At 63.8% G+C, this 23,534-nt stretch carries 24 protein-coding genes; 12 read left to right on the top strand and 12 right to left on the bottom strand.

Features of this window, described 5'->3' with window-relative positions:
• Nucleotides 1-296 precede the first annotated feature (296 nt).
• The 3 genes from groES (at nt 297) to RX329_RS05685 (ending at nt 3,778) form a co-directional block, all read left to right on the top strand.
• Nucleotides 297-593 (top strand): co-chaperone GroES, encoded by a 297-nt coding sequence (gene groES / locus RX329_RS05695; protein ID WP_007596954.1) that lies wholly within the window; start codon nt 297-299, stop codon nt 591-593.
• 142 nt (nt 594-735) lie between these two features.
• A complete protein-coding gene (groL, locus tag RX329_RS05690) occupies nt 736-2,367 on the top strand; it encodes a chaperonin GroEL (RefSeq protein WP_085350111.1) in 1,632 nt (543 codons plus the stop codon).
• 199 nt (nt 2,368-2,566) lie between these two features.
• Entirely contained in the window at nt 2,567-3,778 is a 1,212-nt protein-coding gene (locus tag RX329_RS05685; protein WP_085361268.1) for a hypothetical protein, read from the top strand.
• A gap of 187 nt (nt 3,779-3,965) precedes the next feature.
• Here the strand turns inward: RX329_RS05685 and RX329_RS05680 are convergent, their stop codons facing one another.
• Together RX329_RS05680 and RX329_RS05675 are read right to left on the bottom strand one after the other, a co-directional pair.
• On the bottom strand, nt 3,966-4,364 hold the full coding sequence (locus RX329_RS05680) for an META domain-containing protein (RefSeq protein WP_085385437.1): 399 nt from the start codon (nt 4,362-4,364) through the stop codon (nt 3,966-3,968).
• 138 nt (nt 4,365-4,502) lie between these two features.
• Nucleotides 4,503-6,167 carry an L-lactate permease gene (locus tag RX329_RS05675; RefSeq protein ID WP_085361266.1) on the bottom strand — a complete coding sequence of 555 codons (1,665 nt, stop codon included), beginning with the start codon at nt 6,165-6,167 and terminating at the stop codon, nt 4,503-4,505.
• 313 nt (nt 6,168-6,480) lie between these two features.
• Here RX329_RS05675 and RX329_RS05670 point away from each other — a divergent pair, with 313 nt between their 5' ends.
• Nucleotides 6,481-8,244 (top strand): ABC transporter ATP-binding protein/permease, encoded by a 1,764-nt coding sequence (locus RX329_RS05670; protein WP_085361265.1) that lies wholly within the window; start codon nt 6,481-6,483, stop codon nt 8,242-8,244.
• Between the two features lie 243 nt (nt 8,245-8,487).
• Here RX329_RS05670 and RX329_RS05665 read toward each other — a convergent pair whose 3' ends face one another.
• From RX329_RS05665 to RX329_RS05650, 4 genes are all read right to left on the bottom strand, one after another.
• The gene (locus RX329_RS05665; RefSeq protein WP_026232529.1) at nt 8,488-9,492 is read right to left on the bottom strand and encodes a TorF family putative porin; all 1,005 of its coding nucleotides are present in this window, start codon (nt 9,490-9,492) and stop codon (nt 8,488-8,490) included.
• 414 nt (nt 9,493-9,906) lie between these two features.
• Nucleotides 9,907-10,269: a histone gene (locus RX329_RS05660; RefSeq protein WP_085361294.1), complete on the bottom strand. Its 363-nt coding sequence runs from the start codon at nt 10,267-10,269 to the stop codon at nt 9,907-9,909.
• Nucleotides 10,270-10,368: 99 nt separating this feature from the next.
• The gene (gene glcF, locus RX329_RS05655; RefSeq protein ID WP_018453426.1) at nt 10,369-11,691 is read right to left on the bottom strand and encodes a glycolate oxidase subunit GlcF; all 1,323 of its coding nucleotides are present in this window, start codon (nt 11,689-11,691) and stop codon (nt 10,369-10,371) included.
• Nucleotides 11,688-12,926: an FAD-binding protein gene (locus RX329_RS05650; protein ID WP_085361264.1), complete on the bottom strand. Its 1,239-nt coding sequence runs from the start codon at nt 12,924-12,926 to the stop codon at nt 11,688-11,690. The genes glcF and RX329_RS05650 overlap by 4 nt, the downstream gene beginning before the upstream one ends.
• A 214-nt stretch (nt 12,927-13,140) precedes the next feature.
• Between RX329_RS05650 and RX329_RS05645 the strand changes: the two genes are divergently transcribed.
• A complete protein-coding gene (locus RX329_RS05645) occupies nt 13,141-13,476 on the top strand; it encodes a putative quinol monooxygenase (RefSeq protein WP_026232528.1) in 336 nt (111 codons plus the stop codon).
• A gap of 53 nt (nt 13,477-13,529) precedes the next feature.
• Here RX329_RS05645 and RX329_RS05640 read toward each other — a convergent pair whose 3' ends face one another.
• Nucleotides 13,530-15,023 (bottom strand): FAD-linked oxidase C-terminal domain-containing protein, encoded by a 1,494-nt coding sequence (locus RX329_RS05640; protein WP_085350117.1) that lies wholly within the window; start codon nt 15,021-15,023, stop codon nt 13,530-13,532.
• 273 nt (nt 15,024-15,296) lie between these two features.
• On the opposite strand from RX329_RS05640, the gene cycA reads away from it, so the two are divergent.
• Nucleotides 15,297-15,692: a cytochrome c-550 CycA gene (cycA, locus tag RX329_RS05635; RefSeq protein ID WP_018453422.1), complete on the top strand. Its 396-nt coding sequence runs from the start codon at nt 15,297-15,299 to the stop codon at nt 15,690-15,692.
• 108 nt (nt 15,693-15,800) lie between these two features.
• Here cycA and RX329_RS05630 read toward each other — a convergent pair whose 3' ends face one another.
• Complete coding sequence (locus RX329_RS05630; RefSeq protein ID WP_018453421.1) at nt 15,801-16,757, bottom strand: alpha/beta fold hydrolase; 957 nt, start codon at nt 16,755-16,757, stop codon at nt 15,801-15,803.
• 325 nt (nt 16,758-17,082) lie between these two features.
• Between RX329_RS05630 and RX329_RS05625 the strand changes: the two genes are divergently transcribed.
• Nucleotides 17,083-17,265: a hypothetical protein gene (locus RX329_RS05625; RefSeq protein ID WP_007596968.1), complete on the top strand. Its 183-nt coding sequence runs from the start codon at nt 17,083-17,085 to the stop codon at nt 17,263-17,265.
• A gap of 12 nt (nt 17,266-17,277) precedes the next feature.
• Here RX329_RS05625 and RX329_RS05620 read toward each other — a convergent pair whose 3' ends face one another.
• The 3 genes from RX329_RS05620 to ykgO all read right to left on the bottom strand — a co-directional run bounded on the left by RX329_RS05620 (nt 17,278) and on the right by ykgO (nt 18,544).
• On the bottom strand, nt 17,278-17,538 hold the full coding sequence (locus RX329_RS05620; RefSeq protein WP_085361292.1) for a hypothetical protein: 261 nt from the start codon (nt 17,536-17,538) through the stop codon (nt 17,278-17,280).
• A 124-nt stretch (nt 17,539-17,662) separates the two neighbouring features.
• The gene (locus tag RX329_RS05615; protein ID WP_085361263.1) at nt 17,663-18,301 is read right to left on the bottom strand and encodes a tetratricopeptide repeat protein; all 639 of its coding nucleotides are present in this window, start codon (nt 18,299-18,301) and stop codon (nt 17,663-17,665) included.
• A gap of 117 nt (nt 18,302-18,418) precedes the next feature.
• Complete coding sequence (ykgO, locus tag RX329_RS05610; RefSeq protein WP_006611362.1) at nt 18,419-18,544, bottom strand: type B 50S ribosomal protein L36; 126 nt, start codon at nt 18,542-18,544, stop codon at nt 18,419-18,421.
• A 323-nt stretch (nt 18,545-18,867) separates the two neighbouring features.
• On the opposite strand from ykgO, the gene RX329_RS05605 reads away from it, so the two are divergent.
• Entirely contained in the window at nt 18,868-19,752 is an 885-nt protein-coding gene (locus RX329_RS05605) for an amidohydrolase family protein (RefSeq protein ID WP_027565452.1), read from the top strand.
• A gap of 112 nt (nt 19,753-19,864) precedes the next feature.
• Here the strand turns inward: RX329_RS05605 and RX329_RS05600 are convergent, their stop codons facing one another.
• Complete coding sequence (locus tag RX329_RS05600; RefSeq protein WP_085361262.1) at nt 19,865-20,212, bottom strand: MerR family transcriptional regulator; 348 nt, start codon at nt 20,210-20,212, stop codon at nt 19,865-19,867.
• Between the two features lie 84 nt (nt 20,213-20,296).
• On the opposite strand from RX329_RS05600, the gene RX329_RS05595 reads away from it, so the two are divergent.
• From RX329_RS05595 to RX329_RS05580, 4 genes are all read left to right on the top strand, one after another.
• Complete coding sequence (locus tag RX329_RS05595) at nt 20,297-21,307, top strand: zinc-dependent alcohol dehydrogenase family protein (RefSeq protein ID WP_085361261.1); 1,011 nt, start codon at nt 20,297-20,299, stop codon at nt 21,305-21,307.
• A 94-nt stretch (nt 21,308-21,401) separates the two neighbouring features.
• Nucleotides 21,402-22,169, top strand: a complete 768-nt coding sequence (locus tag RX329_RS05590) for a haloacid dehalogenase type II (RefSeq protein ID WP_085361260.1) — start codon at nt 21,402-21,404, stop codon at nt 22,167-22,169.
• Entirely contained in the window at nt 22,166-22,633 is a 468-nt protein-coding gene (locus tag RX329_RS05585) for a YbaK/EbsC family protein (protein ID WP_018453414.1), read from the top strand. Before RX329_RS05590 ends, RX329_RS05585 begins: the two co-directional genes overlap by 4 nt.
• Before the next feature lie 55 nt (nt 22,634-22,688).
• Nucleotides 22,689-23,525, top strand: coding sequence for an adenylate/guanylate cyclase domain-containing protein (locus RX329_RS05580; RefSeq protein WP_085361259.1), 837 nt, complete (start codon nt 22,689-22,691; stop codon nt 23,523-23,525).
• Nucleotides 23,526-23,534 lie beyond the last annotated feature (9 nt).

Below are 23,534 nucleotides of genomic sequence, written 5' to 3'. Positions count from 1 at the left end.
AACCATGGCCGCACCCCTTACGCAGCCAAGCGCAAAACCGCTGCCGGAGCAATGACGTCCTTTAATACGCCGGCACCCCGAACAAGTTTCCAATGTCACCATCCTATATCCGTCTCACCAATCGCTTAACCACCTTTGCTTGACAGGATCGCGGCCAAGCCATATTCCCGGGCGCACCATTAGCACTCTGAAAGATGGATTGCTAACGCGCGCCGATCGATCCTCGGGAAGGGTGGACGGAAGCGCCGCCCGCCCACTTCCTCTCCTTCCGAAGCGAGCCTCCAAAGGGAAACGTCATGACTAAATCCAAATTTCGTCCGCTGCATGACCGTGTCGTGGTCAAACGTATCGACGCCGAGTCAAAGACCAAGGGCGGCATCATCATTCCGGACACGGCCAAGGAAAAGCCGTCCCAGGGCGAAGTCGTCGCCGTCGGCCCCGGTGGCCGCGACGAGGCCGGCAAGCTGATCCCGATCGACCTCAAGGTCGGCGACCGTGTGCTGTTTGGCAAGTGGTCGGGCACCGAGGTCAAGATCGACAACGATGAGCTCCTGATCATGAAGGAGTCGGACATTATGGGCGTGATGGCCTAAGGCCAGACGCCTGAACGGCCGCTGAATGCATGCCCGGGTCACTCGATCCGGGCATGCATCATTCCGCCGGGTTCGATCGCGGACCCCGGAATGAGGCGACCCAATAAGCAAGACACATCACGAAGAAGAGGAATTGCAGACCATGGCTGCCAAAGACGTCAAGTTTTCCGGAGACGCGCGCGAACGCATGCTGCGCGGCGTCGATATTCTCGCCAACGCCGTCAAGGTGACGCTCGGCCCGAAAGGCCGCAACGTGCTCATCGAGAAGTCGTTCGGCGCGCCCCGCATCACCAAGGACGGCGTCACCGTCGCCAAGGAGATCGAGCTAGAGGACAAGTTCGAGAACATGGGCGCCCAGATGGTGCGTGAGGTCGCCTCCAAGACCAACGACCTCGCCGGCGACGGCACCACCACCGCGACCGTGCTGGCCCAGTCCATCGTCCGCGAAGGCGCCAAGTCGGTTGCCGCCGGCATGAACCCGATGGACCTCAAGCGCGGCATCGACATCGCGGTCGCGGCCGTCGTCAAGGACATCGAGAAGCGCGCCAAGCCGGTCGCCGCCTCCTCCGAGGTCGCCCAGGTCGGCACCATCTCGGCCAACGGCGATGCCGCCATCGGCAAGATGATCGCGCAGGCGATGCAGAAGGTCGGCAACGAGGGCGTCATCACCGTCGAGGAGAACAAGTCACTCGATACCGAGGTGGACATCGTCGAGGGCATGAAGTTCGACCGCGGCTATCTCAGCCCCTACTTCGTCACCAACCCCGAGAAGATGACGGCCGAACTCGAGGACGCTTACATCCTCCTGCACGAGAAGAAGCTGTCCGGCCTGCAGGCCATGCTGCCCGTGCTGGAAGCCGTGGTGCAGTCGGGCAAGCCGCTCGTCATCATCGCCGAGGACGTCGAGGGCGAGGCGCTGGCCACCCTGGTCGTCAACCGCCTCCGTGGCGGCCTGAAGGTCGCCGCCGTCAAGGCGCCGGGCTTCGGCGACCGCCGCAAGGCCATGCTCGAGGACCTCGCGATCCTCACCGGCGGCCAGCTGATCTCCGAAGACCTCGGCATGAAGCTCGAGAGCGTGACGGTGAAGATGCTTGGGCGCGCGGGCAAGGTTGTGATCGACAAGGAGAACACCACGATCGTCAAGGGCGCCGGCAAGAAGCCCGAGATCGAGGCCCGCGTCGGCCAGATCAAGGCCCAGATCGAGGAAACCACCTCGGATTACGACCGTGAGAAGCTCCAGGAGCGCCTCGCCAAGCTCGCAGGCGGCGTCGCGGTGATCCGCGTCGGCGGTGCCACCGAGATCGAGGTCAAGGAGAAGAAGGACCGCGTCGAGGATGCGCTCAACGCCACTCGCGCCGCGGTGCAGGAAGGCATCGTCCCCGGCGGCGGCGTCGCGCTGCTCCGCGCCAAGAAGGCGGTCGGCCGTCTGACCAACGCCAATGCCGACGTCCAGGCCGGCATCAACATCGTGCTGAAGGCACTGGAAGCCCCGATCCGCCAAATCTCCGAGAACGCGGGCGTGGAAGGCTCGATCGTCGTCGGCAAGATCCTGGAGAACAGGTCCGAGACCTTCGGCTTCGACGCCCAGACCGAGGAGTATGTCGACATGGTCGAGAAGGGCATCATCGACCCCGCCAAGGTGGTGCGCACCGCACTCCAGGACGCCGCCTCGATCGCCGGCCTGCTGGTGACCACCGAGGCCATGGTCGCGGAGTCGCCGAAGAAGGAAGCCGCTTCCGGCATGCCGGCCGGTGGCGGTATGGGCGGCTTCTAAGCCGTCCGTTCCATTGCAGTGTTGCGAAGGCCGCCTCCGGGCGGCCTTCTTTTTTGCCGATCATGACCCGTGCTTTCCAATTCAACCGGCAGCCAAAACCCACTACGGTGACGCCGATTCGAATTGTTTGGGCCTGATCTCAACGGAAAACCGCTTCACACTTTCCGGGTCATGCCCCATTGCCTCAGGGATTTCGTCGATGCGCGCGCTTGTGTTTTGCTCCACGGCCGTTCTGGCGGCTCTGCTTGCAGGTTCGCCTGAGGTCGCATCCGCCCAGATGAAGCTGGCGCCGAAGGCCACGGCGCCCGGCGGCGTCGAGACGCGCTATTTCACCTCGATCGACGGGTTGATGGACGGCAATGCCGACGTGATCCTGAAGGAGACACGCCAGGGCAAGACCGTCACCGCAGCCGTGCTCGACGTCTGCTATCCCGTCGCGAAGAATTCCGACCGCAAGGACCGCTTCGTCGTCAATCTCCAGGTCGCGGGCCAGAACCTGACGGGTACGACGCAGAGCCTCGGCGCGAAGGCGCCGGTCACCGTCAAGCTGCTGCGCAAACAGGCCGGAGACACGTTTGAATTCCGCGGCCAGATCAGCATTGGCCAGACCGTGACCGAGGTCACCTCGCCCGACAATTCCGATCTCAGCGAGAAGGAATTCCTCGACAACCAGACCTCCGACGACGGCATCACGCCCCAACCAAAGGATTTCACCGACGTCTCGCCGGAAGCGATCGCGGTCAAGGTCAAGCTGGATGCCGCGACCGAGTTCCTGAAGAGCCTGAAGGGCCAGGACGTCGAGGTGACGCTGGCGAGTCTCACCGTCGGCTGCGAGGCGCTACGCGCAGGCGAGCAGACCATCAACATGTCGGTCGATCCGGAGCGCGCCGGCGCGCTGCTGGCGAAATTCAAGGCGACGCCCGGCGTCACCGCCGCGGGCTGGACCGCGGGCATGGCCGAGATGGACCGCACCATCCGCATTCCCGCCGCCGATTGGCGCGACGGCGACAAGATCAACCGCGACAAGCTCGCGGCCGCGGTGGCTGGCGTGCTGAGCAGGACGCTCGCGGCAAAGCCGGTCTCGCAAAGCTTCAACCCGGCGACCGGCAAGCTCAAGCTGGTGTTCAAGCGGCCGAACCAGGACTTTCCCGCGCTCGAGCTCACCGACACGATCGAGGTCGCGGGCCTCGTCTCGCCCGACAAGCCCGGCACGACCGACAAGCTCATGCTCTGGATCGGGAGTCCCGCGACCACGACCACTGACGAGAGCAGCGGCGCCAAGCTCAATCTCTCGGACGAAGCGACCGCGGACGAGGAAGGCGATCAGCCCGACGACAACGGTTCGGTCGAGGCGCTCGCCAAGGAGCTGAAAGGCCAGCGCTGGGACGCCGACAAGTCTGTGTGGAAGTGATGTAGCCCGCACAGGTCATCGCCCGGCTTGATCGGGCGATCCAGTACTCCGAGAAGGTTTTGATGAATCGAGAAGCCGCGGCGTACTGGATTCCCCGCTTGCCGCCTGTGCTAAAGCTTCGGCGCCTCTGGACCTCGACCCCGGCGAAGCCTTGGCGTAGCCGGGTCGCGGGGAATGACAGCAGGGGCTAATTGCCGTTGAGGCGAAAGCGCAGCGGCTTGGGGCCGACGAGCGTGAGCACGTCACCCTGGCGCTTCCAGGTCTCGACACTGCCCAGGGCTGCAACGAGATCGTCGTCGGCCTGGGCCCTTGCCGGCGGGCAGGAGCGGTCCTGGATCTGGCCGGGGACGAAGATCACGGTGTTGCCGGCAACCGAGAACTGGCCCTTGCCGCCCTTGCACCAGAGCTCCAGCACGACTTCGCCATTGTCGCCGATCTCGATGTTCGGAATCCGCTTCGAGCCCGGCTGCGGCAGCGCCTCCAGCGTCATCTCGGTGCCGAACGGAAAACCGTCCTCCGCACGCGCGAGCGTGGACATCGCGAGCGTTGCAACCGCCCCACACACCATCTGCCTGAACGAAACCATGAGACCTCTCGACCGACGTGATTTGCGGCACCTTCTATAAGACGGCGGCGCCGTTGAGAAGGTTCGCCCATGGGCCACGCAAAAATCCCCGCGAGGAGCAACCTCGCGGGGATTTGGCTTGAAGCCGGGCGTGGCCTGCTACTTCAGGACCATCGCCGTGAACGGCCAGACATAGGCCTGCAGCGTCACGAACACGCCGACCAACGAGGCCAGCACGATCGAGTGCCAGAACACGAAGCGCAGGATCGTGCCCTCGTGCCCGTACCAATTCGTCGCGGTGGACGCGACCACGATCGACTGGGCGTCGATCATCTTGCCCATCACGCCGCCGGACGAGTTCGCCGCAGCCATCAGGATCGGCGACAGACCAAGCTGCTCGGAGGTGATCTTCTGAAGATTTCCGAACAGAACGTTGGAAGCGGTATCCGATCCCGTTAGCGCCACGCCCAACCAGCCGAGCAGCGTGCCGAAGAAGGGATAGAGCACGCCGGTTGCAGCAAAGGCGAGACCGAGCGTCGCGTCCACGCCGGAGAGCCGCGTCAGCGTGCCGATCGCGAGCATCGCCGAGATCGTGATCAGCGAGATCGCGCAAAGCCGGATGGTGCGCCCGTATTCCGTCAAGAGCCGGCCAGGACCGACGCCCATCAGGAAGCCTGAGATGATCGCCGCAATCAGCATGCCGGTGCCGGTGAACGAGAGATAGGTGAAGCCGAACACCGCGCTCTCTTTCGTCGGCCCCGGCGCGACCGGCGGCATCTTGTTGATCATCTGATGCAGCTCGGGAACGGGATAGTTCCAGGTAAAGATCGAGTTCGCCCAGGTCTTGAATCCACCATTGCCCCAGATCAGCATCACGATGCAGACGATGATCCACGGCAGCAGCGCGCTGAACAGCTCGCTCTGTGTCAGCGGCGTCTTATCCATCGGTTTCGCCGCGGCCATGGTGGTCGCCGATTCATCGCGGCCGCGCAGCGCCGGGGACAGCCAGAGCTGCCTGGGCTGCCAGACCTTGAGGAACAGGATCAGCGCGCCCATCGAGATCAGCGATGCACCGATGTCGACGATCCAGGGATTGATGAAGTTGGAGATCACGAATTGCGGGACCGCGAACGACACGCCGGTGACCAGGATTGCCGGCCACACGTCCTTCATGCCCTTCCAGCCCGCGAACGCCCACACCACCCAGAACGGCACGATCAGCGAGAAGATCGGCAACTGCCGTCCGACCATCGCGCCGAGGATGTAGGGATCGAGCCCGGTGACCGAGGAAAGGCCCTGGATCGGCGTGCCCAGCGCGCCAAAGGCGACCGGCGCTGTGTTGGCGATCAGCGACAGGCCGCTTGCTGCAAGCGGCGAGAAGCCGAGGCCGATCAGGACCGCGCCCGTGATCGCGACCGGCGTGCCGAAGCCCGAGGCGCCTTCGAAGAAGGCGCCGAACGAGAACGCGATCAGCAGCAATTGCAGCCGCCGGTCCTCGGTGACGCCGCCGACCGCGCGCTTGAGCAATTCGAAGCGTCCGGTGCTCACCGTCACCTGGTAGAGGAAGATGACGTTGAGAACGATCCAGCCGATCGGGAAGAAGCCGGTGACGATGCCCAGCACCGAGGCGCGGATCGACATGTTTGCCGGCATGGTGAAGACGAAGATCGTGATCAAATTTGCCACGATCACGGCGATGATCGCCGCGATATGAGCCTGGACCCGTCCGCTCGCGATCAGGACCAGCAATGTGACGACAGGGACCGCCGCCGCGATCGTCGACAGCACAGGGCTGTGCAACGGGTCATAAACTTGATTCCACATGATCTTCCTCCCCCACGCATGTGTGCTGCAGGCGGCCCGCGTGGACAACCGATCCTGCTTGACGCTGAAGCGATAACCCCCGAGCTGGACGCGAATTCCTCGCGAATGCAGCGGTTCCCGTCCGCTCACAAGCTCGCGAAATCCCGAAGGCCCCCACCCTGCGCCGTCGGCCCCATGCTAGGGTTGCAAGCTGCGACAAGCCAACGCAAATTGCAGGACTTGCGACTTTAGTCTAAGTGCGCCGATTTCCGCCGTCGTCCCAAGTCTTTGGCCCCCGGGCAGTTGTGCACATCCCCTCAGGAGACAGAGCTCTGTGAAGAACATCAGCGCCACGCTCGCGATCGTCTGGCGAATCGCCGCCCCGTATTTCCGGTCGGAGGACAAATGGGCCGGCCGAGGCCTGCTCGCCGCTGTCATCGCAATGGAGCTGGCGCTGGTCGCGATCGACGTCCTGGTCAATCAATGGCAGAACCGGTTCTACAGCTCGCTGCAGGCAAGTGACTGGGATAGCTTCGTCAGGGAGATCTGGATCTTCATCGGCCTCGCCTCCGCCTTCATCGCGCTAGCGGTCTACAAGCTGTACCTGAACCAGTGGCTCCAGATCCGCTGGCGGCAATGGCTGACCCGGCACTACCTCGGCGAATGGCTGCAAGGCGCCACGCACTATCGCATGCAGCTCAAGGGCGATGCGGCCGACAACCCGGACCAGCGCATCACCGAGGACGTCAAGAACTTCGTCGAGCAGACCCTGACCATCGGGCTCGGCCTGCTCTCGTCAATCGTGACGCTGTTCTCATTCGTGATCATCCTCTGGGGGCTTTCCAATGCTGCGCCGTTGCACCTGTTCCGCGCCGATCTGATGATCCCCGGCTATCTGTGCTGGGGCGCGCTGGTCTACGCGATCTTCGGTACGGCGCTGACGCACTGGATCGGTGCCCCGCTGGTCAACCTTAATTTCGAGCAGCAGCGCTTCGAGGCCGACTTCCGCTTCAACCTCGTCCGCGTCCGCGAGAATTCCGAGCAGATCGCGCTGCTCAAGGGCGAAGGCGCCGAGCGCGGCCGGCTGCTGGAGCGCTTCGGCTTCGTGATCGGCAATTGGTACGCCATCATGAGCCGTACCAAGCGCCTCACCGCGTTCACCGCGAGCTATCAGCAGGCCGCCGTGATCTTTCCCTACGTGCTGGTGGCGCCGGCCTTCTTCGCCAAGAAGATCCAGCTTGGCGACATGATGCAAACCGCGTCGGCCTTCTCGAGCGTACAGGGCGCATTGTCGTTCTTCGTCACGGCGTACCGATCGCTGGCGGAATGGCGCTCGATCGTCGCCCGCCTCGACGGCTTCGAGATGTCGGTCGATGCGGCCGCGCACCTGCCGCCGCACGAGCCTGCGATCGCCCTCAAGGCCGCCGGCGGCAATCGCAATATCACCCTCGAACAGCTCTGCGTGAACCTGCCGAGCGGCACGCCGCTGGTCGCCACCGACGCCTTCTCCGTCCAGACGCCGGAGCGCGTGCTGGTGACCGGACCGTCGGGCTCCGGCAAGTCGACGCTGTTCCGCGCCATCGCCGGCATCTGGCCGTTCGGCACCGGCACCATCTTCGTCCCGGAAAAAGCGAAGCTGATGATGCTGCCCCAGCGCCCCTATTTCCCGGTCGGCGTGTTGCGCGACGCGGTGGTCTATCCGGCCGCGCCGGGCGCATTTGAAACTGCACGCGTCAGGGACGCGCTGATCGCGGTCGGCCTGCCCGACCTCGCCGAGCGGCTTGAGGAGGACGGTCATTGGAACCGGATGCTGTCGCTGGGCGAGCAGCAGCGCCTCGGGCTCGCCCGCGCGCTGCTGCACGCGCCGGACTATCTGTTCCTGGACGAGGCCACGGCCTCGCTGGACGAGCCGTCCGAGGCCCGCCTGTACCGGCTGCTGGCGGAGAAGCTGCCACAGGCCACCCTCGTCTCGATCGGCCACCGCTCGACGCTGGAAGCCTTCCATACCCGCAAGGTGACGATGGTGAAGCACGGCGCGATCCACGTCCTCGGTGACGGTGGTGTGCCGGTCGAGAAGGAGCCGAGCGCGGCACGCTGAGACGGCCCGACGAAGCTCTGAGGCTATGGCCCTTGGTTGCGGCCGTGCTTCGAGATGCCCGCCTTTTTCGGCCTTCAGGATGAGGTCTGTCCTCGCGGTGAGATCTGTGACCCCTCATGGTGAGGAGCCCGCCGGAGGCGGCCGTTTCGAACCATGCGGGCCCCTGGCCTACGCCCCAAAGCCCCAAAGCAAAAGGGCGGCAGGTTGCCCTGCCGCCCTCATCAAGTCGCTTCGGGAAGAAGCTTACTTCAGGTTGCTCATGGCCGTCAGGTCGAACGACAGCTTGGCAATGCCGGCCGCGCCGCACCAGTTGGAGCCAGCGCCGCCCGGATTGATCGCGGTGACGTTGGTGGTGCCGGTGGCGTTGAAGGCGCTGGTGAAGGCGTTGCAATCACCCTTGTTCAGGTCGGTGTCGGAGTAACGCAGGTCCAGCGTGAACACTTTGTAGGTGAAGCCGATGCCGATGTTCCAGGTGTTGTAGTCCTTGTAGGGGATACCGTTGGCGAAAACGGTGCCGACGCCGGTGCCGTAGAAGGCGTCCGAAGTACCAAACCACTGCCGGCCGAACTCACCCGAGACGTACATGCCCATGCCGGAAGCACCGAAGGCCGTGCTGGGCGCCGTGTACTTGGCAGTCAACGAAGCGTAGTTGCCCCAGGCACCCGAGTTCAGGAAGTTCGGCGAGTAGTACTCGGTCGCGCCGACCGTGAAGCTGTCGTTGATGGTGTAGTTCACCTTGCCGTAGACTTCGACGAAGCTGACGTCCTTCTTCATGACGTTGCCGTCGGCGAGGAAGATAGTGGTCGTGCTGACGCCGCAGACGTTGCCGCCCGGAATGCCGCCGGTGAGCACGTTGTCGGCGCAGCTGCCGCCCGGATACAGGTAGCCCCAGACACCGATATCGAAGGCGAAGGCGCCGAAGGTCGGGCGGATACCGCCGTAGATGTCGACTTCAGCAGCAGCGCGATTGGCGAAGGAGATGCTCTCGGCGGACACGCCGACGTAGAGCTGGAGGTCCTTGTTGACGTTGTAGCGCGGCTCGAAATAGGCCGCGACCGACGGCTTGTGGTTCGACTGCGTGACGCCGCGGAAGATGTAGTCGCTCATGATGGCGCCGCCGAAGGCGATATCCCAGGGATCAAACGCGACCACCGGCGGGGCCTTCAGTGCCTTCACTCGCATGTCTGCCGCGAAAGCCGAGCCCGTCACCATTGCCAGCGCCGTTGCCAACAAAGCCACTTTTTTCATTTCGATCCCCATCACCAGTTCTAAGACCCCAGCCGGATCCCGGAAGCCCCCGGAACGCTCGACCTGATTGCAAATTTCGTAACTGCGGCAATCTGGATGGGGTGAGGCAAACCGTGAAGCAAAAAACGCGGGCATCTGCCGACTTTTTGGGCGTTCTGACGATTCCACGAAAGGTTGTCAGCCCGTGTGTCTTCTCGATCACATTATTTGCATTCCAAAGTGCACTGCGAGGCCCGCGTTAGTACGGGTCCGGCGGTACCGTGCTGCCCGTGCCACGAATCAGGCTGCTTCCCGACGAGATCATCCCCGCGCGCCGGCGCGCCGATGCAAAAAGGCCGCAGCATCGCCGCTGCGGCCTTCCTGTTGCCGATCATGGTCGTCGGATTGGATCCAGCCTTTGGCCTGACCTTGGGCCTAACCTTGTCCTTCGGCCGGTGTCGTGTCCGCAGAAGACGAAGGCATCGCCCAGCTTGTCTCGGCGGCAGGCTCGGGAGCCGGAGCTGCCGGCGTTGACGGCTTCGGAGCTGCCTTCGCCTTCTTCGGCGCCGCTTTCTTCGCAGCCTTCTTGGCGGCCTTCTTTGGCGCAGCCTTCTTAGCGGCCTTCTTTGGCGCGGCCTTCTTCGCAGATTTCTTTGGAGCCTTCTTGGCAGACTTCTTCGCGGATTTCTTCGCGGACTTCTTGGCTGCCTTCTTTGAGGTCTTCTTCGCCGCTACTGCCTTCTTGGCCTTCTTGGCCTTTTTGGCCTTCTTGCTTTTTTTCTTCTTCGCTTTCGCCATCGTGATCCTCCTGTTGCCGCCGAACAATGGTCGATCGGGTGTCTTCAGCCGTTACCTCCGGACGAAAGCTCAGCCCTCGAAAGCTTAGTCTTCGAAAGCTCAGTCTTGCGCGTTCAATGCCGGCTGCGACCCGCCCGTAGCCCAATCGAGAAGCTCAATCGTGTGTACGACCGGAACTGACGTGCCACTGGCAATCTGCACCATGCAGCCGATATTGCCTGCGGCAATCATGTCCGGCTTGACGCTCGCGATGTTGGCGACCTTGCGATCGCGCAACCGGCCCGCAAGCTCGGGCTGGAGAATGTTGTAAGTCCCCGCCGAACCGCAACACAAATGGCTCTCCGGCACATCTTTCACCACGAATCCGTTATTGGAAAGCAATTCTTTCGGAAGGCCCGTGATTTTCTGCCCGTGCTGCAACGAACACGCAGAGTGATAAGCGACGACGATGTTGTCCTGTCGCGTCGTGGCCGCGAGTCCAAGGCCGGCGACGTATTCAGTGATGTCCTTGGCGAGCGCAGAGACCTTCGCCGCATCGGCGGCAAACGCAGCGTCTTCGCGCAGAAGATAGCCGTAGTCCTTGATCACGGTGCCGCAGCCTGACGCCGTCACCAGGATGGCGTCGAGCCCCTCGCCGGCCGCTTCCGCGCGCCACGCCGCGACATTGGCGCGAGCCCGTGCCAATGCGTCCTGATCGTCGCCGAGGTGATGGGTCAGGGCGCCGCAGCACTGCTCGTCCCTGACAAGGACGACCTCGATGCCGTGGCGCGTGAGGAGACTGATGGCGGCCTGGTTGATGCGCGGCGCCAGCACCTGCTGGGCGCAGCCCTGGAGCAGCGCGACCCGGCCGCGCTTCTTGCCGAGTGCCGCGAACACACTGCCGGCGGCGGGCCCGGGCGGCGGCAGCCGGTCCGGCGCCAGCGCCAGCATCGCCTTGAGGCGCAGAACCAGGCCGGGCGTCGCCGAAGGCCGCGGCGTCGGCAGGAACGCGGCCAGCGGGCGGGCCAGCCGCGCCAGCCACATGCTGGCGCGGAAACGCTGCGGGTGCGGCAGGACGAATGCCAGCACTCGGCGCAGCAGCCGCTCGGCGAGCGGCCGCTCGTAACGCTGCTCGATCCTGACCCGGGCCTGATCGACCAGATGCATGTAATTCACGCCCGAGGGGCAGGTCGTCATGCAGGCCAGGCACGACAGGCAGCGGTCGACATGTTTGACCACTTCGGCCGTCGGCGTCTGGTCCTTCTCCAGCATCTCCTTGATCAGATAGATGCGGCCGCGCGGGCTATCGAGCTCGTCGCCAAGCAGCACATAGGTCGGACAGGTTGCGGTGCAGAAGCCGCAATGGACGCAGGCGCGCAGGATCTTGTCGGCTTCCGCGATGTCGGGATCGGCGAGCTGCGCGAGTGAGAATTCGGTCTTCATGCGGCAGTGCCTCGCGTCAGCCGCCCCCGGTTGAGGATGATCTTCGGATCGAAACTGGCGCGGACCCGCTCGCTCAACGCGGCAAGGCCAGGGGCTTGCGGGTGGAATACATCGATCGCGCGCCTGATGTCCTCGGCCGCCCGGATCAGCGTGGCGTGCCCGCCGGCGGCATTCGTACGTTCGCGCACGGCCCGAGCATGCGCGTCCGGCTTCGGTGGCACCGCCGCCCAGATCAGTCCACCACCCCAATCGTAGATCACGTCGCCACCGGTCTCGCGCGCCAGCAGGGTCCCGAGCGCCGCGCCCGACGCCGGCGGGCAGACGATCCGCCAGACCGGCCAGGCCCCCAGCGCGCCACTGGCCGCGAACGGCAGGACGTCGCGGATCGTGGTCCACAGCGCCGCTGACGCCGTGTCCTCGACGAGAATTGCGGTTCCGAACGGCGCCAGCAATTCGCGCAGCGAGCCGGCACGGTGGGCGGCCGAGGCGGCAATGCCCTCGAGCCGCAGCACGGTCAGCGCCTCGCCCTGGCCTGCGATATCGCCGAGACCTTCGATCTCGGTCCGGAACGCCGATGTCGGCAGATGCGCGGCCCCGGAGACGTCGAAGGGCGAGCCGAGCGCCGCCGTCATTGCCTTGTTGGCGGCGGCATCGTCGAGCCCGCGCAGCAACAGCGTCCGCTCGGCCTCCGGCTTGGGCATCACTTTCAGCGTGACCTCGGTCATGACCGACAGCGTGCCCCAGGAACCGGCGAGAAGCTTGCAGAGGTCGTAGCCGGTGACGTTCTTCACCACCTTGCCGCCGGTCTTGAAGCTGTCGCCGAAACCGGAGACGGCATGCGCCCCGAGCAGATGGTCGCGCGCCCCGCCCGCCTTGATCCGGCGCGGACCGGCCAGGCCAGCCGCGATCATGCCGCCGATGGTGCCGAGCGCGGGCGTGCCGAGCAGCGGCGCGGTGTTCATCGGCTCGAAGGCGAATTGCTGGTTCTTGGCATCGATCAGCGACAGCACGTCGGCCAGCGGCGCCCCGGCCTGGAGCGTGACAATGAGTTCGTTGGGCTCGTAGCCGGTGATGGCATTCAGCGCGGAGACGTCGAGCACGGCGTTGGTCGCCATCGCGTGGCCGATGCCGCGCTTGGAGCCATGGCCGATGATCTCGAGCGGCTGCTCATTGGCAATCGCCGCGCGCACCACCTCTTCGACGTCTTTGGCGTCTCGTACCTTGAGCGTATCCACGGGCAAAGGCGGTAGCGAAATTCGCCGCCAAAATCAAATGCAGCGTGACGACAGCGGCCATTGCCGCGCGATCCGGCTCGACCTCGGAGCCACGGCCAAGATTCGATCCTCATCGAAGCATTCACGACATCGACACTTCGATCACCGGCGAACCAAAGCCGACAGCCGATCGCTACAAATCTGCACCGAGAGACCAACCGACGGAGACGACATCATGAACCACTATGCCACGCAGAAATCGCTCAGCGACGCCGTCGACGGCGGCGGCCTGCTCGTCGTCGCGCAATGGGAAGCGAAGCCGGGCGAGGCCGACAAGATCGCCGCGATCCTCGACCGCTTCCTGCCGGAGGCCCAGCGCGAGGACGGCGTCAAGCTGTTCTTGATCTCGCGCGCAAAGGACAATCCGGCCCAGTTCCTGTTCTACGAACTGTTCCGCGACGAGGCGGCATTCAAGGCGCACCAGGAGAGCGCGCATTTCAAGACCTGGATCGCTGGCGAAGCCCTGCCGCTGCTGGCGAAGCGCGAGCGGGCGCAATACGGACTGCTGTAGGCATTGCCGAGGAAAGAGGCGTGCATCGCAAGCCCTTCCATCGGCGCAAGCGCCTAGAACCGGGGGATGTCCGGGAATGCCAGCTTCCCGGCATGGACGTGCATGCGGCCGAGCTCGGCGCAGCGGTGCAGGGTCGGAAACACCTTTCCGGGATTGAGCAGGCCCTGCGCGTCGAAGGCGCATTTCAGACGCTGCTGCTGGTTGAGGTCGATCTCGCTGAACATTTCCGGCATCAGATCGCGCTTCTCGATGCCGACGCCGTGCTCGCCGGTGAGCACGCCGCCGAACTCGACGCAGGCGCGCAGGATGTCGGCGCCGAAGGCTTCGGCGCGCTCGATCTCGCCGGGCTTGTTGGCGTCGTAGAGGATCAGCGGATGCAGATTGCCGTCGCCGGCATGGAACACGTTGGCGCAACCGAGCTGGTACTTTTCCGAGAGCTCGCGGATGCGCGCCAGCGCCTTCGGCAGCGCACCGCGGGGGATGGTGCCGTCCATGCAGAGATAGTCGGGCGAAATGCGGCCGACGGCGGGGAAGGCGGCTTTCCGGCCGGCCCAGAACAGATTGCGCTCGGCTTCCGAGGTCGAGATCTGGCAGGTGGTCGAGCCGCAAGCGTTCGCAATCGTCTCGACCCGCGTGATCAGCTCGTCGACCTCGATCTTGGGACCGTCGAGCTCGATGATAAGGAGGGCCTCGACATCGAGCGGATAGCCGGCATGGACGAAGGCCTCCGCGGCGTGGATCGCGGGCTTGTCCATCATCTCCATGCCGCCGGGAATGATGCCGGCGCCGATGATGCGCGCCACGCATTCGCCGGCCGCCTCGACTTGCGCGAAGCCGACCATCAGCGCGCGCGCCGTCTCCGGCTTTTGCAGGATGCGCACCGTGATCTCGGTGATGACGCCGAGCAGGCCTTCCGAGCCGGTGATGACGCCCATCAAATCGTAGCCGGAGTTCTCCGCCGACTTGCCGCCGATGCGCAGGATCTCGCCGCTCATCAGCACGATCTCGCAGCCGAGCACGTTGTTGGTGGTCATGCCGTATTTCAGGCAGTGCACGCCGCCCGAATTCTCCGCGACATTGCCGCCGATCGAGCAGGCGATCTGCGAGGACGGATCCGGCGCGTAGTAGAACCCAGCATGGGCGACGGCCTGGCTGATCGCGAGGTTGGTGACGCCGGGTTCGGTGACGACGGCGCGGTTGTCGAAATCGATCTCGCGGATGCGCTTGAACTTGCCGAGGCCCAGAAGCACGCCGTCTTCCAGCGGCAGCGCGCCGCCGGACAGCGAGGTGCCGGAGCCGCGGGGCACCACCTTGATGCCCTGCCCTGCACAATATTTCAGGACCAGCGAAACCTGCTCGGTCGTGTCGGGCAGCACAACGACCATCGGCGGCTGCCGATAGGCCGTCAACCCATCGGATTCATAGGCCCGCATCTCGGCGGCGCTGTCGATCACGCCTTCGCCCGGCACGATTGCGCGCAATGCAGCCACGATCTCGGCGCGGCGCGCGAGCACGGCCTGGTCGCTCGCGGGCATCATGATGGCCATAACATTTCCTTCATGGCATATCCTTCCGGCCAAGGCCGCATGATCGATTTGTCGCGGTAAATCAACCACGTCCGCGGTGGTTTGGGTAGGCCGTCCGAAAGTCGGATCGACGATCCTGCGCGAGTTCGCTCTGGGACAAGTAGGAAATCGTGAAACCTGCCATGGTTTGGCGGCTTGTCCAATCCGAGCAGGCCTGCCAAAACCGGCAGGTCCGACCGTTGCCGATCAGGCATGCAACTGACCAGCCCCCAGGGAAGAGACGAAGAGCACCCGATGACAAAACTGATTTTTGGCGCATTGACCATCCTCACCGCGATTGCCACCGCACCCGCCGCGATGGCGCAGGACGTCGCGGCCGGCAAGTCGTCGTTCAACAAATGCCTGGCCTGTCACGCGATCGGCGAAGGCGCCAAGAACAAGGTCGGCCCCGAGCTCAACGGCCTCGACGGCCGCAAGTCCGGCACCGCGCCGGACTACAATTACTCCGACGCCAACAAGAATTCCGGCATCACCTGGAACGAGGCCGTGTTCAAGGAATACATCAAGGACCCCAAGGCCAAGATCCCCGGCACCAAGATGGCGTTCGCCGGCATCAAGAACGAGACCGAGATCAACAATCTCTGGGCCTACGTGTCGCAGTTCGACAAAGACGGAAAGATCAAGCAGTAAGCGCGCGAACGGCGGCCGCTGGAGCTTCGGTTCTGAACCGAAGCTCCAGCTTCTCGTTTTGACGCGTTTTCTTCACGCGAACCGGCATCCACTTCGCTCGAAAACGCTCTAATCGGCGGTCGCCTGCGCCGGGACGATTTTCCCGATCATCGTCTCGATCTCTGTCTTCACGAGATCGGGCACCGCGTTCTGCACCATGTGGCCGAGATCAGGCAGCACGATCAGCTTGGCATTCTGCACGGTGGCGGCGAACGGGCGGGCGTGAATGGCGGTCTTTACCGTCTTGTCGGGTTCGCCGGCGATGATCGTGACCGGCGCCGTTATCTCGCCGTAGCGCGGAGCTTGCGCAGCCACCGCCTGCTTCAGCGACACCAGATCATAGGCATTGGCGATGAACTCGCGCGGGCGCAGCAGCAACGGCGTCGCGGAGTCCTGCACGAAACCGTCCGGCATCGTTTGCGGCAGGAAGACGTTGCGCGCGCCGGACTCGCTCAGGAAATAGCCCAGCGGGAGGGTTATGGTGTAGGCGAGCAGCGGGCCGATTACGGGCGTTGCGATGATCTCGTTGTAGCGGCCGACGCCGCCGCGCCAAGGATGGGTGACGGGCGCGAGCATCACAAGGCCCGCGACGCGGCCGGGATGATCGAGCGCCAGCCGCGCGCCGAGCGCGCCGCTCCAGGAATGCACCACGAACACCGCGCGATCGATCCCGAGCTTGCCGAGCGCCTCATCGATCATTCGCGCCTGGACCTCCGGCGTCGAATCCTGCCGCCGCGCCCGCGTGCTCCAGCCGTGGCCGGGACGGTCGATCAGGATGACGCGATGGTTCCTGGCGAGGAGATCGCCGAGCGGCCGCCGCATTGCCTCGAGGTTGGAGCTCGCGCCGTGCAGCATCACGATCGGCAGGCCCGAATCGCGCGGGCCGATATCGACGAGGTGAAGCACGGCACCCTCGACCTCGATCATCCGGCCCTGCGGTGGAAAGGCGCGTTGCACGGCGAGGACGCCGGCCTGCGTGACCAGCGCCAGCACAACCAGCGCGGTCACGACTGACATCACGATCATGGACGGAATCCGGGCGAACCAAGGCACAGGGCAGTTACGTGGCTTGCGGCCGGCAGTTTCGCCCGGGGAGCCCCCGCGCTCCACTTGAAATGCCGGGGCTGTGGATATGTGCATAATTCAAGCGAGAAAAACGCAATGAAATCAATACCGCTCCCCGGAGCACGCAGGCTTCGAAACAGCTTCATGCACTCGTCATCGCGGCTTCCTTATAATCGCCATGGTCGGTTCCGCCATTTAGACGCAGGTGGGCGCCGATCGTGCTCGCAACCCTCAGGGATGCGGGAAGACCGGCAGGATTTATCCTGATTTGAACCGGAGAATTTCGATGAGCCTGAGATCCAAAGATACTGCGATCGACGAGATCGTGGCAAGCTGCCACGGTGACCTGCGCGGTGCCGTGCGCGCGCTGCTGCTGATCAACGAGCACCTCGAGACGGAGCTTGCAAAGGCCTACGCCGCAGCGGTCGATCGCGGCCTCGCCGAGCGCGAAGGCAGCGTTTTGCACTAGATTGCTGTCGACCTAGTTCGTGCTGTCCTCGTCCTTTTCCTCATCAGGCGTGGGTGCGGGACAGGCGCGGATGGTCGAACGGGCAAGCTTGGCGTCGGCCTTCGATTTGTAAGGACCGTCACCGAACCAGACGTCGCCGAAGATCACGGGATTGCTGGTCACGATGTTGCATTTTCCGGTGGCGCGATTGCCGACTACCCAGAACAGTCCGTCGGCGAGGCTCGCCGTGCCCGACGCCAACAGCAACGTACCTGCAAAGATCAAACGCTTCATGGCTGTGCTCCCGCCATGAAGGTAGGCCTGCGGCGGTGCCAGCCACACCCCTTGTAACGCGGCGCGTGTCATCGTGGTTAATCCCCCTGCGCCGCATTCGCTCGAGCGATGATCGACTTGTCCGCTAAATATCGCGGCCTTCGACCTTCTCGGTCAGCGCCTTGACCTGGTCGGGGATCTTCTCGAGGTGCGGATTGACGGCGAGCGCCTTGCGGTAGGCTTCGAGCGCGCGCTTTTCGTCGCCGACCTCCTGCATGATCATGCCGAGGCCTGCGAGCGCGCCGAAATGGCGGGGCTCGCGGATCAACACCTCGCGAATGTCGGCGAGCGAACGGCCATAATCGTTCTGCATGTAGTAGAGCGTCGCGCGACGATTCCAGGCCTCGATGTAGTCGGGCCTGAGCTTGACCACCGAATCCAGCAGCTTGATCGCAACCTCGATCTTCTTTGCGTCGACCGCGGTCTTGGCCCGCGCCATCAGCAGCGCCGCGGTGTCGCTCGGGGTCTGGATCCAGATCGCCCAGATCCGCGCCTCGACATGCTTGGCGCTGGCTTCGTCGGGCGCAGCTTTCAGCGCGCCGAACAGGAAATCGAGATTCTTGGTGCGGTCGACCTTGGGCAGCTTGGCCGGCGCTTCCGGAAGTTTCTTCTGCTTGCCGGGCGGAGCCGGCGGATCAGCCTGCGCCAGCGCCTGAGCGAGGCCGGCGGCTCCCAGCACAAGAGCCAGACACAGGGTGCGCGCGAAGAGGAATCTCACTGCCATGGTCGAAGTCTAAACGCGCAAAGCCGCCCTTGCAAAGCTGGGGCGGCGTCAAACTCGTGTGAGACCGTGGTCTTGCGGGCGCGCGAGCGTCAGGCAGGGCGAAATCAGCCGCCCAGATCAGCCCTGGCGAGCCTTGAAGCGGCGCTGCACCTTGTTGATCACATAGACCCGGCCCTTGCGGCGGACCAGACGGTTGGCGCGATGGCGACCGCGCAGCGATTTCAGCGAGTTACGGACCTTCATGGCAGAATCCTGAACGTTCGAAAGGCCGTGTTCGGCACTACCGTTTCGGCACGCGCGAATGAGGCAAAATGAGATTTTCCCGCTGGCGGACCGACCGCCCGGGACGGGGCGGTTCTTAAGGCATGGGAGGACCGGATGTCAATGTTAACTGGCCCGATCCCACCCAGCAAATTCAGGAAAACAACCCCATGCAAAGTAGAAGCGGCCGGATCGGCCCAATCAGCATCTCGGACGAAGCCCGCCCCACAACGCCTTGTCCCACAATGCCTTGCCAAGTTCGTTATATCATATAATCAATTCGGCAACCCGTCGGGAGGAAACCCATGCCGAAGCTGAAGCTGCCGAACATCGACGACGTCGTTGCCATCGACATCCACACGCACGCCGAGGAGCCCTGCGGCACCCATCCCGACGACGGCTATGACGACTTCCAGGCGCAGATGGCGGACTATTTCAAGTCGCCGCACAAGCATCCGCCGACCGTGCCGGAGACCGCCGCCTACTATCGGTCCAAGAACATCGCCGCGGTGATCTTCCCGGTCGACGCCGAGCGCGAGACCGGCTTCCGCCGCTACAAGAATGAGGAGATGCTGGAGATCGCCTCCGACCATCTCGACGTTCTCATCCCCTTCGTCTCGATCGACCCGCACAAGGGCAAGCTCGGTGTGCGCGAGGCGCGCAAGCTGATCGAGGAATACGGGGTGCGCGGCTTCAAATTCCACCCAACCATGCAGGGCTTCTACGCCAACGACCGCATGGCCTATCCGCTCTATGAAGAGATCAACAATGGCGGCGCGATCGCGCTGTTCCACACCGGCCAGACCGGCGTCGGCTCGGGCATGCCCGGTGGCATGGGCATGCGGCTGAAATATTCCAACCCGATGTACATGGACGACGTCGCGGCCGATTTCCCCGACCTCAAGATCATTCTCGCCCATCCCTCCTTCCCCTGGCAGGAAGAGGCGCTGTCGGTCGCGACCCACAAGCCCAACGTCTACATCGACCTCTCGGGCTGGTCGCCGAAATATTTCCCGCCGATCCTGGTGCGCTACATCAACTCGATCCTGCAGGACAAGATGCTGTTCGGTTCGGACTGGCCGGTGATCACGCCCGACCGCTGGCTGTCGGATTTCGCCAAGATCGAGATCCGCGACGAGATCCGGCCGAAGGTGCTGAAGGCCAACGCGCGCAAGCTGCTGGGGATCTAGGCGCGTACTCGTCAGCGCATCGAGGGCTTCGACGCTGCTATCGAAGCCCTCATGCTCCGGCCCTGAGGGCCTAAGACTTTGGCGCGGTGAATCTGATGGCTATGTTATGCGATCAGTTCACGCCTGCGAGGAAGCCGGCCAGGATTGTCCGGCTTTGGCTGAGCGTCTCGATACGTTCGTCGATCAGGCCGACCTGCTGAGTGAGTATTTTTCGCAGCTCGTTGCACGGCGTGAAAGCTGGATCGTTGTTCCTCACGCATGGGAGCAACCGCTTGATGGTTTCGAGCGTCATTCCCGCGCCGCCGAGCATCTTGATGCGCCGTACGGTTTCCTCTTCGGCCAAGCCATAGTCGCGATAGCCGGAGTTCGTCCGCAGCGGCGTGAGCAGTCCTTCGCCTTCGTAGTAGCGCAGCATTCGGACGCTGACCCCCGTCCGCCGGGAGAGTTCGCCGATTTTCATCTGAAGCCCCTTGACCCTGACAGCACTGTCAGACCTTACAGACTTTGCTCGTCCAAGTGAACGCCACTCGTGAAGGGAGCAACGATGAAAGCCTACCATTTGAATGGCCATGCTGGTGCTGGCCGCCTTGCGTGCGTCGACGTCGGCAAACCCGAACCCTCCGATGGCGAGGTCCGCATTCGGGTCGAAGCGGCAAGTCTGAATTACCGCGACCTCCTGATCCTCGACCGTGCAGGCCAAGGCGAGATCAACGGCCGCGTGCCACTCTCCGACGGTGCGGGTGTCGTTGACGCCATCGGCGCCGGCGTCGCGCAATGGCGACTCGGAGACCGCGTCGCTGCGTCGTTCTTCCGCAATTGGATCTCGGGGCCGTTCAAGTCCAGCTATATTCCGTCATCCCTCGGTGGCAACACGATGGATGGAATGCTGGCTGAGTATGTCGTGCTGCCGGCGACCGCGCTGGTCTCAGTGCCGGCCCATCTGTCCGCGGTGGAGGCAGCGACCCTGCCCTGTGCCGGCGTCACGGCTTTCCATGGCCTCATCGCACGCGGCGGGATGCGCAAAGGCGACACGCTGCTGGTCCAGGGAACAGGCGGCGTCGCGCTGTTCGGGCTTCAATTCGCAGTGGCGCTGGGGGCGCGTGCGATCGTGATATCCTCCTCCGACGAAAAACTCGCCCGCGCCAAGGCGCTGGGCGGCTCGATTCTTATCAACTACCGCGACACGCCCGACTGGGATGTCGCGCTGATGAACGCAACGGATGGCAGAGGTGCCAGTCACATCCTCGAACTCGGCGGTCCCGGCACCTACGACCGATCGCTGCGATCGGTCGCTTCGGGTGGCAAGATCGTCCAGATCGGTGTCTTGACGGGGTTCGGTCCCAAGCCGGACCTCGCGCGCCTTCAGTGGGAGAATGCCGACATCATCGGTGTCACCGTCGGATCGGTCGAACACTTTGCCGCGATGAATCGCTTCCTGACCGAACACGCGATCCACCCGATCGTGGATCGGGTCTACGACTTCGACGACGTTCCCGAAGCGTATGCGCACCTGCGGACCGGCTCACACTTCGGCAAGATCGTGATCAGGCTTTAGAAGCGAGGGGCTCAGTTCGCGTTTCCGTGTTGGATCGATACCGCGGCGCCTTGTATAGTCCGGGGGACCGCAACGATCCCGGAGGACAGGTCAATTGAGTCTCAAAGCCGTTGTCTTCGATGCCTACGGAACGCTTTACGATATCCAGTCGGTCGCCGAGACCACCGAGGATGCGTTTCCGGGCTACGGTGAGATCATCACGCAGATCTGGCGAATCAAGCAGCTCGAATACACCTGGTTGCGCTCGCTGATGCGGCGCTACCAGGACTTTGCAGCCATCACGCGCGACTCGCTTGCCTATACGCTGCGCGTGCTCGGGCTCGCTTACGAGAATGAGGCATTCGAGCGCGTCGTCGAGAAGTACCTTCATCTCGATCTCTATCCGGATGCGACGGCGGCGCTCACGGCTCTGAAACCGCGAAAGCTCGCCATCCTCTCCAACGGCAGTCCGGACATGCTGAATGCGCTCGTGCGCAACTCCGGCCTCGACGCCCTGCTCGACGCCACGATCAGCGTCGACGCGAAGAAGATCTTCAAGCCGAGCCCGGAGGCCTATGAGCTGATCGGCGAGGTGCTCGGCACCGCGCCTGACGAGGTGCTGTTCGTCTCCTCCAATCCCTGGGATGTCGCGGGCGCGAAAGCATTCGGACTGAACGTTGCCTGGATCGAACGGGTGACGCCGGAAGCGATGGCGCTGGCTTGCGTCGAGAACGAACTCGTGGCACCGCTGACGATGTTCAAGGCGATCCGCACCCAGATGGACGAGCTCGGCTTTGCGCCGGATCATCGCGTCCGGGCGCTCTCGGAACTGCCAAGTTGTTCGCCCCCCAACGGTAAGTCTGGAATGAGCCGACCTGAATGAGCCTGGAATCCGTTCGCGCCTTCTTCGCCGAGAAAGCCCCCGACATATCAGTTATCGAATCCCCGATCAGCTCCGCGACAGTGCCGCTGGCCGCCGAGGCTTATGGCGTCGAGCCCGGACGGATTGCCAAGACGCTGTCGTTGCGGATCGGCGAGCGCGTGATCCTGATCGTCGCGGCCGGCACTTCGCGCATGGACAACAAGAAGGTGAAGGCGGCGTTCGGCGGCAAGCCGAAAATGCTGGGACTGGAAGAGGTCGCCGAGATCACCGGCCACGAGGTCGGCGGCGTCTGCCCGTTCGGATTAAAGGCGCCGCTGCCGGTCTATTGCGACGTCTCGCTGAAAGCGTTCGACGTGGTGGTGCCGGCCGCCGGCTCGACCCACAGCGCCGTGCGCATCACGCCGGAGCGGATGGCGGAGCTGACCCGGGCTGAATGGGTCGATGTCTGCGAAGTCAGGCCGTAAGGCAGCTGGGGGATGCCTGATGCATTTGCCGGTCAGGGAGGCTAATGTACGGACCATGCCCGACAAGGTCAAACGGCGGCTGACCACCGTGCTATGCGCTGATGTGCACGGCTATTCTCGTCTCATGGAAGCAGACGAGGCGGGAACGCTGGAGACACTCCGCCGCTATCGCACGGCCATCGCGCGATTGGTGGAGCGCCATGACGGCCGGATCGTGAATACCTGGGGCGATGCCGTCATCGCCGAATTCGCCAGCGTCGTCGAAGCCGTGCAGTGTGCGGTCGAGATTCAGCAGGAAATTTCCAACCAGGATTCGGGCCCACCTCCCCCGATGCGGTTTCGCATCGGCATCAATCTCGGCGATGTGATGGTGGATGGTTCCGACCTCTATGGAGACGGGGTCAATATCGCGGCGCGTCTGCAAGAACTTGCCGAACCCGGTGGTATCGTGATCTCCAGCTCCGCCTATGATCAGGTGCACAACAAATTATCTGTTGGCTTCGACTGCCTCGGCCAGCGTCCAATGAAAAACATTGCTCCCGTGACCAGCTATCGTGTGACCATGAGCGGCCAAACCGCTCAAGCACGGAGCTTTCCGCCTGGCGAACGCCTGACATCTCAGACCGCAAGTGCGGGCTCGCAAACTGACGCCGCGCACCGCGACAGATCCGAGTCATCCAATTGGATGGGCTTCGTTTCAGACGGACTGGCGAAGCTGCCCCGCCCGGTTGCGGCGGCCCTCACCGTGTCGGCCTTTCTGATTCTGATCAATATTTTCACCGGCATGCACAAGATCTGGTTCCATTGGCCGGTGGCAGCTTTGCTCTTCGGCGCCATCATGCGGACGGCGCTCCGGGATCGACCCGAGTCGGGCGGCAAGAGCGAGCGCTGAACGAGGCGG

Source organism: Bradyrhizobium sp. BWC-3-1 (genome assembly GCF_032917965.1).
In the GTDB taxonomy this organism is placed as follows: domain Bacteria; phylum Pseudomonadota; class Alphaproteobacteria; order Rhizobiales; family Xanthobacteraceae; genus Bradyrhizobium; species Bradyrhizobium canariense_D.
This window is presented reverse-complemented; position numbering and strand designations above follow the sequence as displayed.

Coding starts and splice junctions, on each gene's coding strand:
- RX329_RS05615 (WP_085361263.1), bottom strand. CDS start 18,301: ATGGCAGTGAGATTCCTCTTCGCGCGCACCCTGTGTCTGGCTCTTGTG.
- RX329_RS05680 (WP_085385437.1), bottom strand. CDS start 4,364: ATGGTTTCGTTCAGGCAGATGGTGTGTGGGGCGGTTGCAACGCTCGCG.
- ykgO (WP_006611362.1), bottom strand. CDS start 18,544: ATGAAGGTCCGTAACTCGCTGAAATCGCTGCGCGGTCGCCATCGCGCC.
- RX329_RS05630 (WP_018453421.1), bottom strand. CDS start 16,757: ATGATCGTGATGTCAGTCGTGACCGCGCTGGTTGTGCTGGCGCTGGTC.
- RX329_RS05600 (WP_085361262.1), bottom strand. CDS start 20,212: ATGAAAATCGGCGAACTCTCCCGGCGGACGGGGGTCAGCGTCCGAATG.
- RX329_RS05580 (WP_085361259.1), top strand. CDS start 22,689: ATGCCCGACAAGGTCAAACGGCGGCTGACCACCGTGCTATGCGCTGAT.
- cycA (WP_018453422.1), top strand. CDS start 15,297: ATGACAAAACTGATTTTTGGCGCATTGACCATCCTCACCGCGATTGCC.
- glcF (WP_018453426.1), bottom strand. CDS start 11,691: ATGAAGACCGAATTCTCACTCGCGCAGCTCGCCGATCCCGACATCGCG.
- RX329_RS05685 (WP_085361268.1), top strand. CDS start 2,567: ATGCGCGCGCTTGTGTTTTGCTCCACGGCCGTTCTGGCGGCTCTGCTT.
- RX329_RS05585 (WP_018453414.1), top strand. CDS start 22,166: ATGAGCCTGGAATCCGTTCGCGCCTTCTTCGCCGAGAAAGCCCCCGAC.
- RX329_RS05665 (WP_026232529.1), bottom strand. CDS start 9,492: ATGAAAAAAGTGGCTTTGTTGGCAACGGCGCTGGCAATGGTGACGGGC.
- RX329_RS05640 (WP_085350117.1), bottom strand. CDS start 15,023: ATGGCCATCATGATGCCCGCGAGCGACCAGGCCGTGCTCGCGCGCCGC.
- RX329_RS05645 (WP_026232528.1), top strand. CDS start 13,141: ATGAACCACTATGCCACGCAGAAATCGCTCAGCGACGCCGTCGACGGC.
- RX329_RS05660 (WP_085361294.1), bottom strand. CDS start 10,269: ATGGCGAAAGCGAAGAAGAAAAAAAGCAAGAAGGCCAAAAAGGCCAAG.
- RX329_RS05605 (WP_027565452.1), top strand. CDS start 18,868: ATGCCGAAGCTGAAGCTGCCGAACATCGACGACGTCGTTGCCATCGAC.
- RX329_RS05595 (WP_085361261.1), top strand. CDS start 20,297: ATGAAAGCCTACCATTTGAATGGCCATGCTGGTGCTGGCCGCCTTGCG.
- groL (WP_085350111.1), top strand. CDS start 736: ATGGCTGCCAAAGACGTCAAGTTTTCCGGAGACGCGCGCGAACGCATG.
- groES (WP_007596954.1), top strand. CDS start 297: ATGACTAAATCCAAATTTCGTCCGCTGCATGACCGTGTCGTGGTCAAA.
- RX329_RS05625 (WP_007596968.1), top strand. CDS start 17,083: ATGAGCCTGAGATCCAAAGATACTGCGATCGACGAGATCGTGGCAAGC.
- RX329_RS05620 (WP_085361292.1), bottom strand. CDS start 17,538: ATGAAGCGTTTGATCTTTGCAGGTACGTTGCTGTTGGCGTCGGGCACG.
- RX329_RS05675 (WP_085361266.1), bottom strand. CDS start 6,167: ATGTGGAATCAAGTTTATGACCCGTTGCACAGCCCTGTGCTGTCGACG.